Source organism: Paraburkholderia metrosideri, assembly GCF_904848625.1.
Classification (GTDB): Bacteria; Pseudomonadota; Gammaproteobacteria; order Burkholderiales; family Burkholderiaceae; genus Paraburkholderia; species Paraburkholderia metrosideri.
In genome coordinates, this window is sequence record NZ_CAJHCP010000015.1 from 1 (window position 1) to 16,724 (window position 16,724).

16 protein-coding genes and 1 pseudogene are annotated in these 16,724 nt (G+C 61.2%); 11 read left to right on the forward strand and 6 right to left on the reverse strand.

What is annotated here, in order from left to right; genetic code table 11:
* On the forward strand, positions 1 to 203 hold a 203-nt coding region (locus LMG28727_RS34845; RefSeq protein WP_407945878.1), incomplete at its 5' end, for a hypothetical protein.
* 196 nt (positions 204 to 399) lie between these two features.
* Here LMG28727_RS34845 and LMG28727_RS28140 read toward each other — a convergent pair.
* Positions 400 to 1,315: pseudogene (locus tag LMG28727_RS28140) on the reverse strand (LysR family transcriptional regulator); the annotation flags it as partial.
* 199 nt (positions 1,316 to 1,514) lie between these two features.
* Between LMG28727_RS28140 and LMG28727_RS28145 the strand changes: the two are divergent.
* The 3 genes from LMG28727_RS28145 (at position 1,515) to LMG28727_RS28155 (ending at position 5,802) form a co-directional block, all read left to right on the forward strand.
* Complete coding sequence (locus tag LMG28727_RS28145) at positions 1,515 to 3,701, forward strand: FUSC family protein (protein ID WP_201645613.1); 2,187 nt, start codon at positions 1,515 to 1,517, stop codon at positions 3,699 to 3,701.
* 143 nt (positions 3,702 to 3,844) lie between these two features.
* Entirely contained in the window at positions 3,845 to 4,069 is a 225-nt protein-coding gene (locus LMG28727_RS28150) for a hypothetical protein (protein WP_201645614.1), read from the forward strand.
* Positions 4,070 to 4,272: 203 nt separating this feature from the next.
* The gene (locus LMG28727_RS28155; protein ID WP_201645615.1) at positions 4,273 to 5,802 is read left to right on the forward strand and encodes an acetyl-CoA hydrolase/transferase family protein; all 1,530 of its coding nucleotides are present in this window, start codon (positions 4,273 to 4,275) and stop codon (positions 5,800 to 5,802) included.
* Between the two features lie 60 nt (positions 5,803 to 5,862).
* Here LMG28727_RS28155 and LMG28727_RS28160 read toward each other — a convergent pair whose 3' ends face one another.
* From LMG28727_RS28160 to LMG28727_RS28170, 3 genes are all read right to left on the reverse strand, one after another.
* The gene (locus LMG28727_RS28160; RefSeq protein ID WP_201645616.1) at positions 5,863 to 6,114 is read right to left on the reverse strand and encodes a GlsB/YeaQ/YmgE family stress response membrane protein; all 252 of its coding nucleotides are present in this window, start codon (positions 6,112 to 6,114) and stop codon (positions 5,863 to 5,865) included.
* 173 nt (positions 6,115 to 6,287) lie between these two features.
* Positions 6,288 to 6,995, reverse strand: a complete 708-nt coding sequence (locus LMG28727_RS28165; RefSeq protein WP_201645617.1) for an MgtC/SapB family protein — start codon at positions 6,993 to 6,995, stop codon at positions 6,288 to 6,290.
* Between the two features lie 387 nt (positions 6,996 to 7,382).
* Positions 7,383 to 7,646: a hypothetical protein gene (locus LMG28727_RS28170; RefSeq protein WP_201645618.1), complete on the reverse strand. Its 264-nt coding sequence runs from the start codon at positions 7,644 to 7,646 to the stop codon at positions 7,383 to 7,385.
* Between LMG28727_RS28170 and LMG28727_RS28175 the strand changes: the two genes are divergently transcribed.
* A complete protein-coding gene (locus tag LMG28727_RS28175) occupies positions 7,624 to 8,139 on the forward strand; it encodes a hypothetical protein (protein WP_201645619.1) in 516 nt (171 codons plus the stop codon). The genes LMG28727_RS28170 and LMG28727_RS28175 overlap by 23 nt on opposite strands.
* Before the next feature lie 45 nt (positions 8,140 to 8,184).
* Here the strand turns inward: LMG28727_RS28175 and LMG28727_RS28180 are convergent, their stop codons facing one another.
* The gene (locus tag LMG28727_RS28180; protein WP_201645620.1) at positions 8,185 to 9,348 is read right to left on the reverse strand and encodes a metallophosphoesterase; all 1,164 of its coding nucleotides are present in this window, start codon (positions 9,346 to 9,348) and stop codon (positions 8,185 to 8,187) included.
* Positions 9,349 to 9,733: 385 nt separating this feature from the next.
* On the opposite strand from LMG28727_RS28180, the gene LMG28727_RS28185 reads away from it, so the two are divergent.
* Positions 9,734 to 10,069: a hypothetical protein gene (locus LMG28727_RS28185; protein ID WP_201645621.1), complete on the forward strand. Its 336-nt coding sequence runs from the start codon at positions 9,734 to 9,736 to the stop codon at positions 10,067 to 10,069.
* Positions 10,070 to 10,094: 25 nt separating this feature from the next.
* Here the strand turns inward: LMG28727_RS28185 and LMG28727_RS28190 are convergent, their stop codons facing one another.
* Positions 10,095 to 10,679: a malonic semialdehyde reductase gene (locus tag LMG28727_RS28190; protein ID WP_201645622.1), complete on the reverse strand. Its 585-nt coding sequence runs from the start codon at positions 10,677 to 10,679 to the stop codon at positions 10,095 to 10,097.
* Positions 10,680 to 10,834: 155 nt separating this feature from the next.
* Between LMG28727_RS28190 and LMG28727_RS28195 the strand changes: the two genes are divergently transcribed.
* From LMG28727_RS28195 to yjfF, 5 genes are all read left to right on the forward strand, one after another.
* Complete coding sequence (locus tag LMG28727_RS28195) at positions 10,835 to 11,434, forward strand: alpha-ketoglutarate-dependent dioxygenase AlkB family protein (protein ID WP_201645753.1); 600 nt, start codon at positions 10,835 to 10,837, stop codon at positions 11,432 to 11,434.
* Between the two features lie 309 nt (positions 11,435 to 11,743).
* Entirely contained in the window at positions 11,744 to 12,730 is a 987-nt protein-coding gene (locus LMG28727_RS28200; protein WP_201645623.1) for an ABC transporter substrate-binding protein, read from the forward strand.
* 215 nt (positions 12,731 to 12,945) lie between these two features.
* On the forward strand, positions 12,946 to 14,574 hold the full coding sequence (locus tag LMG28727_RS28205; protein ID WP_201645624.1) for a sugar ABC transporter ATP-binding protein: 1,629 nt from the start codon (positions 12,946 to 12,948) through the stop codon (positions 14,572 to 14,574).
* Positions 14,571 to 15,602, forward strand: coding sequence for an ABC transporter permease (locus LMG28727_RS28210; protein WP_201645625.1), 1,032 nt, complete (start codon positions 14,571 to 14,573; stop codon positions 15,600 to 15,602). The genes LMG28727_RS28205 and LMG28727_RS28210 overlap by 4 nt, the downstream gene beginning before the upstream one ends.
* On the forward strand, positions 15,599 to 16,699 hold the full coding sequence (yjfF, locus tag LMG28727_RS28215; protein WP_201645626.1) for a galactofuranose ABC transporter, permease protein YjfF: 1,101 nt from the start codon (positions 15,599 to 15,601) through the stop codon (positions 16,697 to 16,699). Before LMG28727_RS28210 ends, yjfF begins: the two co-directional genes overlap by 4 nt.
* The last annotated feature ends 25 nt before the right edge of the window (positions 16,700 to 16,724 follow it).

Genomic DNA, 16,724 nt, shown 5'->3' on the forward strand with positions numbered 1-16,724 from the left:
CCGGCGTGAAAGCCGTTACCCGGCCCTGGCGATTGCGTAGCGCTGCGTGCGCCCACATCGCCCGCCCATCCCGGGTGCGGATCCTGAACGCCATCAGCGAGGAACCGTCAGCGGGATTGGCACTTCGTCAGTCCCGTCGCCGACTCAAGAAAAACCCATCGTGGCGGCGCTTGATTACCTATATTCGCCGTGCCCGCCACTGAGCCCCGACTCACTGCGCGGCGACATCCCCCGTATTACCACCCGCGATACCACCGGCATTACCACCGGCATTACCACCGGCATTACCACCGGCATTACCACCGGCATTACCACCACCAATACCACCACCAATACCACCCGCACCACCACTCTCAACCAACACCGCAGCCTCGCTCGAATCCGCCCTGCCAACCTCAGCAAGCAGCGCCTCGTCGCGTGCAATCACTTTTGGCAGATGTGTGCGCAAGAACTCCACCCACGTCCGCGTTTTTGCGTCGATGAACTTACGGGACGGATACAGCGCATAAACGTTCATCTTCTGCAGCGTATAGTCCGGTAACACGCGCACCAGCGTGCCATCGCGCAACCCCGAAATGGCCGCGTACAGCGGCACCATACCGATACCCATTCCTTCGCGAATCGCGACGATCAGCGACTCCGCGATGTTCACTTGCACGGGCCCGTTCACCTCCATCATCTCGCTGCCATTCGGGCCGTCAAGTACCCATTCGTGCGGAGGAAATGCCGGCGTGTGCAGGATCAGACACTCGTGATGCGTCAGCTCGCCAGGCTTCTGCGGTGCGCCGTGCGCGCGCACATACGCGGGCGACGCACACAAAATGCTGAAAGTGGTGCCCAGCGGAAGCGACACGAGGTCCGAATTGGGCAACGTGGAGGCGCCAATCACTGCAACATCCGCGCTACCTTCAAAAAGATCCGGCATGCGTTGCGACAACGTCAACTCGACCGTCACTTCTGGATACAACGCGCGATATCGCGAAATCGCCGGCAACACGTAATGTTGCCCAATACTGGCAAAGCTATGCATGCGCAACGCGCCAGCCGGACGCTCGTGCGCGCAACTTGCTTCTTCCTCGGCGGTATCGACGTCGGCAAGTATCTGTTGCGATCGCTTCAGATAACGCTCGCCCGCAGTGGTCAGCGCAAGCCGTCGGGTCGAACGGTTCAGCAGCCGGGTACGCAAATGCGTTTCAAGTTCCGAGACGGCGCGGGACATAGCGCCCGTCGTCGAATTGAGCGACTGCGCGGCGGCAGTAAAACTACCGGCTTCGACCACGCGCACGAACACCCGCATATTTTGTAACGTATCCATCGATCCTTCTATTTCACGGCAGAAGCCGTATTGTCCGCCTCTCCCGGAGGCGCATTGTTGTCGGTTCTGGAAGGGACGTTCCCTGATCGTCCCCTTAATGCGCGCACTGCATGCTCCTACAATCGGCGCCTTGCCTGCCGGTGTGCGCAGTCTTCGCCGGCGCTTTTTTCAGCGACCAATCGGGGCGCACTGCTTTCAGATGAAACGCCAACATGCGATCAGATCTTCGGGGGACCTCTTCCGCCCGTGGAGCGCCATGTGGCAATCGTTCAGCCAGAGAACGCTCAGCCCCGCGATTCGCGACTGGGCGAACAGCGACGGTCTGATCTGGCTGCACCTGCTGAAAACGGTCACTGCGGGTTTGCTGGCGCTGGGTATTGCGATGCTGCTCGATCTTCCGCAGCCGCGTATCGCAATGACCACGGTGTTCGTGCTGATGCAGCCCTTCAGCGGGATGGTACTCGCGAAAAGCTTCTACCGGATTCTCGGCACTGCGGTCGGCACCATGGCGGCGTTGGTGCTCGGCGCGCTGTTCGTCCAGCAGCCAGAGCTGTATATGCTCGGCATGATTGCGTGGGTAAGCGCCTGTATTGCAGCCGCAGTCCGGTATCGACATTTCAGATGGTACGGCTTCGTGCTGGCGGGATACACCGCTGCGCTAATCGGCATTCCGAACGTCACCGCACCGAACGCTCTGTTTCTGGCGGCGCTCACGCGCGCGGCGGAAGTGGCGGTCGGCATCGTGTGTTCGAGTGCTGTCAGCGCGTTGATCGTGCCGCAGCGCTCCAGCCTGGCACTGCGTCACGCGCTGCAGATCCGGTATGCAAACTTTACGGTGTTCGCTGCCGATGTGCTCAATGGCGGAATCGAACGAGGTCAGTTCGAGCGGCGCTTTGCGGGCCTTGTCGATGAAATCGTCGGGTTCGAAGCGACGCGTACGTTCGCGGCCTTTGAAGATCCGGCGATGCGCTCGCGCAGTCAGCATCTCGGTCGTCTGAACGGCGAATTCATGGATGCGTGTGCGCGCTTGCACGCGCTGCATCAATTGCTGAAGCGTCTGCGCGCGAGCGGATCGCAACCGATGGCAACCGCCATCAAGCCGTATTTCCACGAACTTGCCGCGCATTTCCAGCCACAACTCGACCGCGCTGTTCCAGATGCGTCGCAACTCGCGACGCACTTACGGCTCTTTCAATCGACGTTGCCCCGCCGGATGCGTGAAACGAGACGGCCTCTGGAAGCTTCGCCGCGTGAATCGCTGGCCGACTTCGATACCGCAGCAGAGTTGCTATACCGTTTCGTCGACGAATGGATCCGCTATTCGGAGACATACACGTCGTCGTTAGCGCAACGTAAGCCAGCGAGCCAGCCGCGCAGCACGAGCCGCTACGTGAGCCGTACCAATGGCTTTGTCGTCGCGTTCACGTTCGTGCGTTGCGCAGTGGTGATGGCGATCGCCAGCTCGTTCTGGATCGCAACCGACTGGCCGAGCGGCGGCCTTGCCGTGATCGGTGCGGCGCTCGCGTGCGCGCTCACGTCCACCGCACCGAACCCGCCGAAGATGTCCGTGCAAATGGGCATCGGCGCCGTGTTCGCGACCATGACCGGCTATCTATTCACGTGCTACGTATATCCCAACATCGACGGCTTTCCGCTGCTTTGCACGATGCTTGCACCCGTGCTCGCATCCGGTGCGTTCATCGCGACCCGGAAGGGCGCTGCGGGATATGGCATCGGCTTTGCGGTGTTCTTCTGTCTGCTCGCCGGGCCGGATAACGTTGTCAGCTATGCGCCGGATCTGCTGATTAACAACGGCATCGCCGTCACGGTGTCGATGTTGTTGTCGGCGATCGTCTCTGCGGTGGTTTTCCCCGCTGACATGCCCTGGCTCACGAGAAGAATCATGAGCGATTTGCGCGCCCAGGCCGTCTCCGCGTGCAACGACGAATTGCCGGGACTTAACCAGCGCTTTCAGTCGAGCACGCACGACCTGACATCGCAACTGCGGATGCTGTTGACGCGGCACACGCGGCGTCGGCGACAGGCATTGCGCTGGATGCTTGTCACGCTCGAAGTGGGTCACGCCGTGATAGATCTGCGCAACGAAACGGCTCGTTCTGCGTACGCCTATGAGTTGCATCCGCGTTGGCGCAGCAGCATGGAACGAGTCCGCGATGACCTTGCACAACTCTTCGAGCAGCCGGGCCCGCGAGCACTGGACAGCGCGCTCGTCTCGGTCCGCTCCGCCACGTGGATCGCTCAGGACCTGTTGCAAATCGTGCATGCAGACCGCGAAAAACGCCATGACGTGCAGCGCATTCTCAGCTGTCTGCATTTCATCCGCACGGCATTGCTCGACAAGGACTCACCGTTTAACGCGCGTTGAAGCCGCACATTGTGTGCTGTCACGCGGCTCGATCCTTCTGCCAGATAGAAAGATCACTTCCGGACAGCCCGGTTTATCTGGGTAGGCGGCGGTCATATAGTTTCATCACTGCCTCGCAGTCACCGTAAGTCCTGGAGAACGAAATGAAAATGTTGAAGATCGCCCTGATTGCCTGCTCGTTGTCTGCTGCTGTCGCTCATGCACAGTCGGCGCCGGCTACTCAGGAACAACAGGTCGCGCAAGCAACTGTCCAGCGCGCCGATAGCGTCAATCGTGTCAATGCACGCAGCCGTGCCGACGTGCCGAAGAGCAAAGCTGAAGTGTGCGTGGGTCCTGTGAGCTTCTGCAACATCTACTCCGGTAGCTGATTCGACCATCGTGAAGTATCACGCGTAGTAACTGACGTATGAGCAACACCCGCCGCAAGCATGTTGCGAGCGGCGAAGTCACTGGCCGCGACGCTGTCCTGTCGAGACGCCGCGGCCAGCGCGACGACCTGTCTACCGGGTGAAGCACACCGCAGACGTGCGCATCGGCAGACCAGACTGGTGATTATGGAGAGACTCGTTTCATGTACGAAGACCGGATTCGTTGTGCCGCATTGCGCGGCAAAATCACATCGGCCGCCGAGGCGGCGCTTCTGATTCAGGACGGCATGCGCGTCGGCGCCAGCGGCTTTACGCGCGCGGGCGACGCCAAGGCTGTCCCTGTCGCGCTGGCTGAACGCGCACGCGCGGAAGGCACGCCGCTGCGCATTACGCTGATGACGGGCGCATCGCTCGGTCATGACGTGGACCGCATGCTCACCGAGGCGAACGTGCTCGCGCGCCGCTTGCCGTTTCAGGTCGACAAGACGTTGCGTGATGCGATCAATCGCGGTGAAGTGATGTTCGTCGATCAGCACTTGTCCGAAACGGTCGAGATGCTGCGCGCAAACCAGCTTGGCAAAATCGACGTTGCGATTATCGAAGCCGCCGCGATCACCGAGACCGGCGGCATTGTGCCGACTACGTCGGTCGGTAATTCAGCCAGCTTCGCGATCCTTGCCGACAAGGTGATCGTCGAAATCAATCTGGCGCAACCGCTCGCGCTCGAGGGGCTGCACGACATCTGGATTCCGGGTCGCAGACCTTACCGTGAGCCGCTGCCGATCGTCCGCGCGCGCGACCGCGTCGGCACACCGGCGATCGAGATCCCGCTCGAAAAAATCGCGGCAATCGTGATCACGAACATGGCCGACAGTTCGTCGACGGTATTGCCCGCCGATATAGACACCGAGTTGATTGCCGGCCATCTGATTGAATTTTTCCAGCATGAGGTGTCGCGCGCACGCATGCCGGCGCAGCTGCCGCCGTTGCAGGCGGGCATTGGCACGATTGCTAATGCTGTGCTGGCGGGCTTCGTCGATTCGCCATTCGACAACTTTGAAATTTACTCAGAAGTACTGCAGGACTCCACCTTCGACCTCATGGATGCCGGCAAGGTAACGTTCGCCTCGGGTGCATCGATCACGCTGTCTGCCGCGCGTCAGGCGCAGGTGTTCGGCGAGCTCGAACGTTATCGCGACCGGCTCGTGCTACGCCCACAGGAGGTGAGCAACCACCCTGAGGTCATTCGCCGGCTGGGTCTGATCGCGTTGAATACGGCGCTCGAACTCGACATTTACGGCAACGTGAATTCGACGCACGTGGGCGGCACGCACATGATGAACGGCATTGGCGGCTCGGGCGATTTCGCGCGCAATGCGTCATGCGCGATTTTTGCGACGAAGTCGATGGCGAAGGGCGGTCGCATTTCGAGCATCGTGCCGATGGTGCCGCATTGCGATCACAACGAACACGACGTGGATGTGGTCGTGACCGAGCAGGGTCTTGCCGATCTGCGCGGCCTCGCACCGCGCGAACGCGCGACACTGATTATTGAGAACTGCGCGCATCCGCTGTATCGCGATCTGCTGCGGGATTACTATCGGGACGCGTTGAAGTGGGGCGGACAAACGCCGCATCAACTGGATCAGGCGTTTGCCTGGCACACGCGGCTACGTGATACCGGCTCGATGTTGGTGGCGGCTGAGGCAGGGCTGGAAGCGTTGGGACGCTAAGCACAACAGGCGTCAGGCGGCGTTCGCCCCTGACGCGTTGAAACGTTGGCTACGCTACGATCACCCTCGTCGGATGAGCCGGATAATAAACAACAGAACGACTGCGCCGATCACCGCTGTGATGATCGAGCCGATCCAGCCGCCACCGAGCGAAATGTGCAGTACGCCGGCAAGCCAGCCGCCAATGAACGCGCCGACAATCCCGACGATGATGTCGACGATCAGGCCGAAGCCGCCACCCTTGACGAGTACGCCGGCCAGCCAGCCCGCAATCGCGCCGATGATAAGCCATGCAATGATGCCGTGTTCCATATTCGAGACTCCCTGGTTGTGTGTGAAGAAATCACGGTGACAGAGCTTAGTCGAAGGTTATGGGACAGTCCATGCTCAGGACGCTGAATTAACATTGTCTGAATCTGTTGCAAGCTAAGTGTAGACGATGCACGTCGATCCGGGGAACTCATGCGCGACGTGCGGCAGTCGTATTACTCCGGCGTCGGCTCCGCTTCTTTCGCTGTCCAGCTGACGCTGGAGACGCTCTTTTCCATGCTTAAACGGCCAGCCATCTGTTCGAGCTTCGACTGATCCTTGGGATGCAGCTTGAGGGTTGCTGTCACACGAATGCGGCCGGAATCGCTATCCACGTCTTCGCTCGTCAGGCTCTGGAACGACAGCGGCGCCGAGTACATCGAGTTTGAAATAGCGGTGCGGATATGGATCTCGTCGGCTTCCTTGCAGACGATCGTCAGCACGTATTCGCGCACGAGATCGGCGTTTGAAACCGGCGTCGCGTTGATCGTGCGGCTCACTTCGCGCAGCACCGTATTGGTCAGCAGCACCACGGCGGTGCCGGCCAGCGCCGGCCCATAGTGACCTGCGCCGCATAGCACGCCGACCGCCGCCGAGCACCATAAGGTTGCCGCCGTATTGATCCCCTGAATGGAACCTTTGTCGCGCATGATCACGCCGCCGCCGAGAAAGCCGACGCCGGACACGACATACGCGGCGATCTGCGTGATGCCGGAGGTGCCATTGCCGGTCAGCACACCCAGCGTGACGAACAGGCAGGCGCCGCTCGCGACCAGCGTAATGGTGCGCAGGCCGGCATTGCGCTGGCGCATCTGCCGCTCGAGGCCGATTGCGACGCCGCAGGCGAAGGCGGCCATCAGCCGCCAGACGAATTCGAGTGTCATCGTTAAGAAAGAGTGGGGCGCGTGTTCGCGCAGTGTGAACCAGACGCGTGACAGCCGCGCGTCTCCTTCGCGGGAGGCGGGCGGTTCAGGCGTGACGCATTACACGAGCGAAAGCTCGCGGCGTTGACAGCGGCGAATGTGACGCATCGCATGGGATCGAACCATGCGGCGTTGTACTGTCAACGTCTGACTATCAAAACGGGGATGTGAACGACGTGCACCGTCTGGCCCGAAGGCAAGACGGCGACAGTGTGGAAACTGACGCGGAAATCTTGCCGATCAGGCGATCGGGCGAATCGAAGCTCGACAGGTACGACTGCTACTGTCCAAGATCGTGATTCCGGTTGATTGAAGTGGGCGAATTTTAGGCGGCTGTGCAAAGTTAAGTCAAGCCGGGGAGCCGGTGATCTGTCGAAACCCTTGCGAATAGCGTGAGGAAATTTCTTCTGTCAGATCAGAACTATCCTTGCTTAGATACGGACTCCGAATATTGACGGTGATCATCCCGGAAAACACACTGTTTGCAGTCGTCGTGCTGCGCGCACTGCCTTTTTTTTCTTCGTTTTGTCGCAGCCGGTTTAGCAGCACGACACCGTCGTTTCCGCCGTTCAGTTCAATTGAGGAATGTATGAAAGTGAAAGCTTCCGGCATGATCGCCGCTGCGTTATTGGTAGTTGCGCCGCTCGTATCGAACGCCGCAGGTTTGCCCGCTGCTTTCGAAGGCACCAGCACGTTGCAGGCTGATGGCGTGGTCAAATCGATAAACCCGGCGCAAAACTCGCTGACCGTGCTCGACGCGCAGGGCCACGAAGCATCGTTCAATATCACTGACGCACGCAGCCTCACGCAGATCACCCAGGGCGGGAAGGTCCAGCTTCGTATGGTGCGCAGCGCGGTGGTGCGTGTCGTGCAGCCGGCGGATAGCCAGAGTCCGGCGGCCCAGCCGGATACGATCGAACGCGTGAGCGCCGAGGTCCAGGCGGTCGATCACGCTTCCGGGGTGATGGCGCTCAAGCGTGCGAATGGCACGGTGTTTCATATTCAGGGACGCGAGCCGGCAACGGTCGCCGACGTCGCGCCGGGCATGCAGGTGTCGGTCGTGTTTGCGCCGCAAGTGAGTGTGGCGGTGGCACCCGCGCTGTAACGAGTGTCGCCGGCCCGATTACAACGCTCAACAACACGCTTCACGCTAATCGGGTTCGCCCGGCACAAGCCGCACGCGCGTAATTTCTGACGGCGCGCCCAGCCGCTTGGGCGGGCCCCAGTAGCCGGTGCCACGGCTGGTATAAACCCACAGCCCATTCAGTCTTGCGAGACCAGCGGTAAACGGTTGTTGGAAGCGCACAAAGAAATTCCACGGGAAGAACTGACCGCCGTGGGTGTGTCCGGAGAGCTGCAACGTGAAACCTGCTGCGGCAGCTGCTTCAGCGGAACGCGGCTGGTGTGCGAGCAGCACTTTGATCAGCACGTCGCCAGGCGCGCCGGCAATCGCCGCAGCGGGGTCGCTGCGATGCGACGGGTCGTGATGTCCCGCGGAATAATCGGTCACGCCGGCAATGACGGCGCGTGCGCCATTGTGATTCACCACCACGTGCTCGTTAAGCAGAACGGTCAGACCGAGGCGGCGGAATTCGTCAATCCATGCGTTTGCGCCCGCGTAGTACTCGTGGTTGCCGGTAACCAGAAACGCACCATGACGTGCGCTCAGGCGAGACAGGGGTTGCGTGTGCCGGGTCAACTGCGGCACGCTGCCGTCCACCACGTCGCCGGTCACGGCAATCAGGTCAGGTTTGAGCCGGTTCACTGCGTCGACGATCGCATCGACATACCGGTGTTTGATCGTCGGGCCAACGTGAATATCGCTGATCTGAACAATCGTGAAGCCGTCGAGTTCGGTCGGCAAGTCGTCGATCGGTATATCGATCGTGACTACTTTGGCGCGACGGCGTGCGTTGAACAGGCCGACCAGCGTCGAGAGTAGCGCGAGCACAGGTACTGCTGCCGCCGAGCCCATGCGCCAGTGATGAATTGCAATGGAGTTGGGCCAGATGGCATCGACGGTAAGCAGCGACGCGAGCACCAGATCGCGCGCGAACGTCAGCACCAGCAGCGACGAGAAGAAACCCATGGCGAGCAGCCCGACCCAGGCGAGTCGGTCGCCGAGCGGCTGCCGTTTGATACTGCGCGCCAGCATGCCCAGCGGAATCAGAAAGATCGACAACACGAGCCACAACGCCATCAGCCAGCGGCCGGTCGTATCGACCGGCGTATCTGGAATCAGACGCAGGCCGACATAGATATGCAACATGATGCCAATCAGGATGATGCGGACAAGAAACGATGAGCGGCGCATAGAGAGGATCAGGGCGGGAAGGGGCCGGCACGAAGCGAAGGCGCGGGTTTTTGGTCGACCGCGGCAGTGCAGCAGTGATGCCGAAGCGAAGTAGCCGACCCATTCTACCGGCATGTTTAAGTGCTTGCCGAAGCTATCAGATTTAACGTTGATAGATTGCCCACGCGATGTCTGAAAGCCAGTGCGAGGGTCGCGTTTCGCAGCAAATCCATGTGGCGCGCATGAGGGTTCTGCGCGCACATACAAGCCAATTAAATGGGCTTTGAATTGTGTTCTCGCGTGGACTATTCTCAAAGAGAAGCAGCTGATTTTACGTGTGCCGCAAGGACCGTGGCCATGCAATAACGGCTGGTTCTGTCGCCATGAGAGGGCGAGGAGGCACATCATGAAACTGCTCAGAACAAGTCACCCGCTACGTCATGCGCATCATGCGCACCACGTCGGACGAGAGGGGCGCCATGTGATGCTGCCGCTCGTGGTCATATCATTGATGGCGATTGCGTTGTACGCGGGTGTGCACAACATCGATTTCTCCGAGCTTGGCCGAAGCGCGTTATTCGACGTGACGATGCTATGCGTCGCGCTGGGCATCGCCGGACTATTCGGCGTTGTCGGGGCCTGGGTGCGCTCCAGTGGCGACGACGCTGATGAGGGCGAGGGCTTCTGCTTCGTCGGCGCGTTGATCGGCGCAGTGGTGTTTTACATCGCGCTTTTCAGTTGAACGCACCATGGCTCAGCGCGACGTATCACACAATGCGCGCGGCTTCGTCGAATGAGAAACGCGGGCTGCGCGCAAATAGCTTCGCTGGGTCGCCGTAGCCGAGATTGATCAGGAAGTTCGACTTGACGGTCGTGCCGGCAAAGAACGCCTGGTCGACTTTGGCTGCATCGAAGCCCGACATCGGTCCGGTATCCAGGCCCAGCGCGCGAGCAGCGACAATCAGATAGCCGCCTTGCAGCGTCGAATTGCGAAAGGCGGTATCGGCGATCGCCTTGTCGTTACCGGCGAACCAGCTGCGCGCGTCCGTATGCGGAAACAGTTTCGGCAGATGCTCGTAAAACGCCATATCCATTCCGACAATCGCCGTCACCGGTGCGGCCATCGTCTTGTCGAGGTTGCCCGGCGACAGGGCCGGCCGCAGCTTTTCCTTCGCTTCCGGCGATTTGACGAAGACGAAGCGAGCCGGGCTCGAATTGGCGGACGTCGGGCCGAGTAAGGTCAGTTCGATGAGTTGCCTGAGCACGGCGTCGTCGACGGCCTTCGGTTGCCAGTCGTTGTGCGTGCGTGCCTCGCGGAAAAGCTGGTCGAGTGCCGCATCGGAGAGAGTCATGAAGGGTGCCTCTGGGAGTAAGGAGTGAGATGCCCGAGTGAGATGCGCTGAAAGCAGTCGAACGACAGCGCAACGTGGCGTTTGCCGTTGCCGCCATAATAGCCAACGTTCTCACCCGCACGCGTGGTTCGCGCGATCGCATCCGGCATCTGATCATGGATCTTTTCAACGACCTGCCGACGCCCGACGTCGACTGGTATCCCGACTGGCTCGAGCCCGCTGCTGCAACGCGCGCTCTAACGCAACTCATCGATGAAGTCGCGTGGCGGCAGGACGTCATCGGCACGCCCGCCGGGCGCGTACCGTTGCCGCGGCTGACCGCATGGCAAGGCGAACCCGACGCCGTCTATGTCTACTCAGGCATCCGCAATATCCCGCAGCCGTGGACACCGACCGTGGCGGAACTCAAGGCCGCCGTTGAAGTGGCGTGCGACGCCCGTTTTAACAGCGTGCTGATTAACCGCTACCGCAGCGGCACCGACAGCATGGGCTGGCATGCAGACAAAGAGCCCGAACTCGGCCTTCATCCCGTGATTGCGTCGGTCAGCCTCGGCGTGGCACGTACTTTCGATTTGCGGCATAACAAGACCGGCGTCGTGCAGTCGTTCTCGCTGAAGGGCGGCAGCCTGCTGGTGATGAAGGGCAATACGCAGGCGGAGTGGAGGCATCGTGTGCCGAAGGAGCCGCGCGTGGCGGGAGAGCGTATCAACCTCACGTTCCGCTGGGTGACATCGCGCGCGCCCGTCCGCTCGTAGCCGGTCGCGAGGCCAATTCGTAGAAACAACTGCCACGTGACTATGCGCACCAGGTAAGCACATAAGAAAGCCGATGGCTCGGTTGCGCTATCGAAAGACCATCCGAAACACACCCGAGCGCACAGTTCAGGGCCACGCCGACACCGATCCCGCCCGTTATACCAAAATTGGTATCGCGGACGCGAATCATATGATTGGACGGGTAACGCCCCGCACACTACGCTACATCACGATCCACGCACCTTGAGGGCCGCAAGGGCTGGGCAGGTTTGCTGGGTCGCCTACACAACAAAGATCAGGAGACAAGTCATGGCGAATAAACGACGTGCCGCATGTCGTGCGTTGGGCGCACTCGCACTGTCCGCGGGCATCGGCGCGCTGACGCTGGCCACGCCGGGCGCATATGCGCAAGATAAACAGATTACGCTGGGTTTTGCGCAAGTCGGCGCGGAAAGCGCATGGCGAACCGCGAATACCGAATCGGTGAAGTCCGCCGCCGCGGACGCGAAGATCAAGCTCAAATTCTCCGACGCCCAGCAGAAGCAGGAAAACCAGATCAAAGCGATCCGCTCGTACATCGCGCAGAAAGTGGATGTGATCGCGTTCTCGCCGGTCGTCGAATCGGGTTGGGAACCGGTGCTGCTCGAAGCGAAAGCCGCCAAGATTCCGGTGATTCTGACCGACCGCAATATCGATGTGAAAGACCCGTCGCTGTACGTGACGATGATCGGCTCGGACTTCATGGAAGAAGGTCGGCGCGGCGGTCACTGGCTCGAAGATCACTATAAAAGCGACCAAGGTCCCGTCAACATCGCCGAACTTCAGGGAACGGTCGGCTCCGCGCCTGCCAATGACCGGCACTCCGGTCTGATGGAAGTGATCAAGAACGATCCCAAATTCAAGATCATCGCGTCGCAAAGCGGCGACTTCACGCTGGCCGGCGGCAAGCAGGTCATGGAAGCGTTTATCAAGACTTACGGAAATAAAATAAATGTAGTTTATGCGCATAACGACGACATGGCGCTCGGTGCGATCCAGGCGATGGAAGAAGCCGGCATGCATCCGGGCAAGGACATCACCGTCGTTTCGTTCGATGCCACCAAGGGCGGCTTCCAGGCCATGGCCGCAGGCAAGATGAACGTCGATGTGGAATGCAGCCCGTTGCTCGGACCGCAACTGATGTCGGCAGTGAAGGACGTCGTGGCTGGCAAGCCGCTGCCGAAGCGCATCCTCACGCAGGAAACGGTGTTCCCGATGAGCGTTGCCGCGCAGACATTGCCGACGCGCAAATACTGACGCGAAGTAGTTGGGCGAAGTACTAAGCTTTCCTGATGAACCGCACAAAAATGGCGGCGCAGCGAACCGGCGTAGTACGGATATAGCGAAAAGGTTCTCCAGTGGTGCCTGACCGCCTGGCTGCTTCGGCAGCGGGCGGTCTCTTTTCAGGACTCATCGTTGCTGAGTGGCGCTGGAGCCCGCCGAACCCCCGCATTGCCTATCGAGCGAGGTCTATGACCCATTCCGCTTCCGAATCGAATTCGCCGACGAATGGCACAACGGGCGCACGTGATGCCGCGAACGCGCACGAACCCATTCTGGCCACCGCCGGCGTCAGCAAAACATTCCCGGGCGTAAAAGCGCTCCAGGGCGTCGATTTCCGTCTGTTTCCCGGCGAGGTTCACACGCTGATGGGGCAGAACGGCGCCGGCAAATCCACCTTGATCAACGTGCTGACCGGCGTCGTCGCGCCTGATGCCGGCACGATCCGCCTCGGCGGCGAAGTGGTCGCGTTCGCGTCGCCGCAGGAGGCCGAAGCGGCCGGCGTGCGCACGTTGTATCAGGAAGTGAATCTGTGTCCGAACCTGTCGGTGGCAGAAAATATTTTTGCGGGCCGGCAGCCCAGGCGCTTTGGCGCAATCGACTGGGCCGATATCAAGCGGCGCGCGCAGGCTGCGTTGGCGCGGCTCGACGTGTCGCTCGACGTGACCCGTTCACTCGACGCGTATCCGATCGCCGTGCAGCAGATGGTGGCAATCGCGCGTGCGTTATCCGTCGATGCGCGGGTGCTGATTCTCGACGAGCCGACTTCGAGTCTCGACGACAGCGAAGTCGCACAGCTTTTCAAAATACTTCGCCATCTTAAGCAATCGGGTATTGCGATCCTGTTCGTCACGCACTTTATCGAGCAGACGTACGCGATTTCCGACCGTATCACCGTGATGCGTAACGGCGAGCGCGAGGGCGAATATCTCGCCCGCGATTTGCCGGCGGATCAACTGGTGTCGAAGATGGTGGGCCACGAGCGGATGAGCGCGCGTTTGCGCGAAGCGTCGCACGAACATGCTGCGGCCGACCCGGCCAGCGAAACCGGCGAAACCAGCGACGCTGCACCGCACGCCGCGTCCAAAGCCAAACCGTTCATGGAACTACGCGGCGTAGGACGACGCGGCACGCTGCAACCCATCGACCTCGACGTCCAGCCGGGCCAGATTCTCGGCCTCGCCGGTTTGCTCGGCTCGGGCCGCACCGAAACCGCGCGCCTGCTGTTCGGCGCAGACCGCGCGGACAGCGGCACGATTCTCGTCAACGGACAGCCAGTGCGGCTGCGCTCGCCACGCGACGCGGTGCGCCACGGTATCGGCTATTGCGCGGAAGATCGCAAGAAAGAGGGCATCGTCGCCGAACTGTCGATCCGCGAAAACATTCTGCTGGCGTTGCAGGCACGCCGTGGCTGGTGGCGCAAGATCAGCCGCCAAAGGGCGCGCGAAATCGCCGACTTGTGGATCGAACGGCTCGGCATCAAGGCGTCCGACGCCGAGCAGCCGATTGGCCTGCTGTCCGGCGGCAATCAGCAGAAGGCGCTGCTCGCGCGCTGGCTCGCCACCGATCCCAAATTGCTGATCCTCGACGAACCCACGCGCGGCATCGACGTCGCCGCGAAGTTCGACATCATGGATCGCCTGTTGGCGCTCTGTGCGAACGGCTTGAGCATCCTGTTCATTTCGTCGGAAATCAGCGAAGTGCTGCGCGTCAGTCACCGCGTGGCGGTGTTGCGCGACCGCCGCAAGATTGCGGAAGTGGCCGGCAAAGCCTCGACTGAAGACAATATCTATCGACTCATCGCGGGGAGCGGCGAATGAAGCTATCGAACTGGTTCGTGCGCGACGGCGTCGAGCGTCCATTGATCTGGCCGTGTGTCACGCTGGTGTTGCTGTGCATTCTGAACCTGTGGGTCAATCCGCATTTCCTGTCGCTGCGGATGCTCGACGGCCATCTGTTCGGCGCGCCGATCGACGTGCTGAACCGCGCCGCGCCACTGGTGCTGGTCGCGACCGGCATGACGCTGGTGATCGCGACGCGCGGCATCGACATTTCGGTCGGCGCGGTGGTGGCGATCGCGGGCGCGGCAGCGGCTACGATTCTCACGACGCAGGCCGAGCCGAGCGGCGCGCTGATCGCGCAGGCGCTGGTGGCGGCGTTGATCGTCGGCGTGCTGAGCGGTATGTGGAACGGTCTGCTGGTGTCGTTTGTCGGCATGCAGCCGATCATCGCCACGCTGATCCTGATGGTCGCCGGGCGAGGCATCGCGCAATTGCTCACCGCCGGGCAGATCATTCCGATCGGTGCGGCGGGTTATCTGTTTGTCGGCGGAGGCTACTGGCTCGGCGTGCCGTGTTCGGTGTGGATTGCCACCGTGGCCGTGCTGGCGACGGCGGCAATCGTCGAAGGCACCGCACTCGGGTTGTTCATCCGGGCCATTGGAGTGAATCCGGTGGCGACGCGTCTGGTCGGCTTGCGCTCCAAAGCGCTCGTGTTCGCGGTGTACGGTTTCTCGGGATTGACGGCGGCCATGGCCGGCATCCTCATCAGTTCGAACGTGCGCAGCGCGGACGGCAACAACGCCGGCCTGCTGCTCGAACTCGACGCGATTCTCGCCGTCACGCTCGGTGGCACGTCGCTGCTGGGGGGCCGCTTCAGCTTCGCGGGCACCGTGCTCGGCGCGCTGATCATTCAGACGTTGACTTACACCACTTATTCAATCGGCGTGCCGCCCGAAGCCACCCTGGTCGTCAAGGCGGCCGTGGTGCTCGCGGTGAGCGTGATCCAGTCGCCGACTGCACGCGGGCTGGCGATGTCGGTCTTTACCCATCGCGGGGTGGCACGATGAGACGAATTCTCGATGCGTGGTCGCATATCGTCGATCCGCGTACGCTGCCGATCGCCGTCACGATCCTGCTGTTCTGTGTGCTGTTCGGTTTCGGCTCGGTGATGTACACCGGCTTCTTCTCATGGCAGGTGTTGCTCGATTTGCTCGTCGACAATGCGTTCCTGCTGATCGTCGCAATCGGCATGACCTTCGTGATCGTGTCAGGCGGGATCGATCTGTCGGTCGGCTCGGTCGTCGCGCTGACGACGATTGTCGAGGCCGTGTTGTCCGAGCACATGCACTGGTCGGTGTGGGTGATCATCCCCATCGTGCTGGTGATGGGCACCGTGTTCGGCGCGATCCAGGGCGCGTTGATTCACTTCTTCCGTCTGCAGGCGTTCATCGTCACGCTGGCCGGCATGTTCTTCGCGCGCGGCCTGTGCTTCCTGATCACGACCCAGTCGATCACGATCACCGATCCCACGTTCGCGAAGATCTCCGCGTTCCGCCTGAGCATCGGCGTCGGCTCGGTGACGGCAAACGTGCTGATCGCGCTGGTGACGCTGGTGGCCGCGATCTACGTCGCGCATTTCACGCGCTTTGGGCGCAACGTGTATGCGGTCGGTGGCAACCCGCGTTCGGCGTTGCTGATGGGCCTGCCGGTCGCCCATACGCGGATCGGCGTGTATGCGCTGAGCGGCTTCTGTTCGGCGCTTGGCGGCGCAGTGTTCACGTTCTACGTGCTGTCGGGCTATGGCTTGCAGGGGCAGGGCATGGAACTGGACGCGATCGCCGCCACGGTGATCGGCGGAACGTTGCTGACGGGCGGTGTGGGCTATGTGATCGGCTCGCTGTTCGGCGTCGGCATTCTCGGCACGATCCAGACGCTGATTACGTTCGACGGTACGCTCAGTTCGTGGTGGACACGTATCGTGATCGGCGCGTTGCTGTGCGCGTTCTGTCTGCTGCAACGGTTGATCGAACGGCATGCGAAGTCGGCGCGTCGCCCCGGAGGGACCGGTGCGGTGGCGACGGCGGGACGCGAACGCAAGCATGGCGACGCATCGGCCACGGCGTCCGATTCGCAGGTGTTAGGGCGCGCACCTGAACAGGCGTGAGTGAATGGTGAGTCTGCTGGCGGAC